General features: G+C 36.5%; 1 protein-coding gene. It reads left to right on the top strand.

Features of this window, described 5'->3' with window-relative positions; genetic code table 11:
• Positions 1-101: 101 nt before the first annotated feature.
• The gene (locus V7161_RS29690) at positions 102-1430 is read left to right on the top strand and encodes an IS3 family transposase (protein WP_335716365.1); all 1329 of its coding nucleotides are present in this window, start codon (positions 102-104) and stop codon (positions 1428-1430) included.
• Positions 1431-1470: the final 40 nt, after the last annotated feature.

Here is a 1470-nt window from a genome sequence, read left to right on the forward strand (position 1 = left end):
TAATATGGTACCTGTAGGTAGGACACTTGAAAAAGAGTGTTTTACCTACAGGTATTTTTTTATATACTAGAATTTCAAGATATGGGGAATTAGGGGACTTTATGAGTAAGATAACATTTACACCTAGAGAAATAAAAATACTTCAAAAAAATCCAAATGTGCAACGCGTTAGTGAGCGTTCCATAACATATTCGGATTCTTTTAAAAATAAATTTATGGATGAATATCTGGCAGGCAAACTCCCTCGTCAAATTTTTATTGAGAACGGATTTGATATCGACGTTATTGGGCTGAAGCGAATTGAACTATCAGCTTACAGGTGGAAAAAGGCGTACGAAAAAAATGGGTTAATTGGTTTAACCGATTCGAGGAAAACGAGTTCTGGTAGACCTTTAAAACGGGAACTTACACCAGCCGAAGTAATTGAAAAGCAGGAAGCAAGAATTAAGCTTCTAGAGGGACAAGTCGAACTGCTAAAAAAGCTAGAAGCGACAGAAAGGAGGCTGCTAAACGAAAGAGAAAATCTAAATCCGAGTAAAGTGTTCCAGTTAATTTATGAGACTGTTGAACAGCATCAATATAAGCGAATGACCAAGTATTTCTGTGACTTACTTGAGGTGTCCCGTTCGGGATATTACAGCTACCTAAAGGCATCTCCAAGCCGTGAAGCAAGGGAGCAATTAGACTTAGAAGCCAAAGAAGTTATTTTAAAGGCATTTAATCGTCGTGGGTATAAGAAAGGGTCGCGTTCCATAAAAATGATATTGGAGAATGACTATAACCTGATCTTTAGTCGTAAAAAAATTCAAAGAATCATGAGAAAATACGGCATAGTCTGCCCACATAGAAGGCCAAATCCTTATAAAAAAATCGCTAAAGCAACACAGGAACATCAGGTTGTTCCTAACAAGCTGAATAGAGATTTTAAGCAAGGAGTGCCTGGAAAGGTGCTATTAACGGATATCACCTATTTGCCATATAACGGTAATTGTATGGCTTATTTGTCAACCGTAAAAGATGCATCCACTAACGAAATTCTAGCTTACCACGTTTCTGATAGAATCACTCTAGGCATCGCAACAGAGACGATTCACAAACTAATGAACAACAAGGAATTTACACTACATAAAGATGCCTTCATCCACTCGGACCAAGGGAGCCATTACACAAGCCCAAGATATCAAAAATTATTAAAAAAATATGATCTAGGTCAATCTATGTCTCGAAGAGGGAACTGTTGGGATAATGCCCCTCAAGAGTCCTTCTTTGGTCATTTAAAGGATGAAGTTGATTATAAATCCTGTAAAACATTAAAAGAACTAAAGGCGAAAATAAATCATTATATGGTTTACTATAACAATTATCGATATCAATGGAACTTAAAAAAGATGACCCCTATTCAATATAGGAATCATCTTCTAGTTGCTTAATCTCTTTTTTTATAGTGTCCTTGACAAAGGTGCCAGTTTA

The organism is Neobacillus drentensis (genome assembly GCF_036965425.1).
GTDB lineage: Bacteria > Bacillota > Bacilli > Bacillales > Cytobacillaceae > Neobacillus > Neobacillus drentensis_F.

Excerpts from the sequence above, each read along its gene's own strand:
- V7161_RS29690 (WP_335716365.1), top strand. The coding sequence starts at position 102 with ATGAGTAAGATAACATTTACACCTAGAGAAATAAAAATACTTCAAAAA.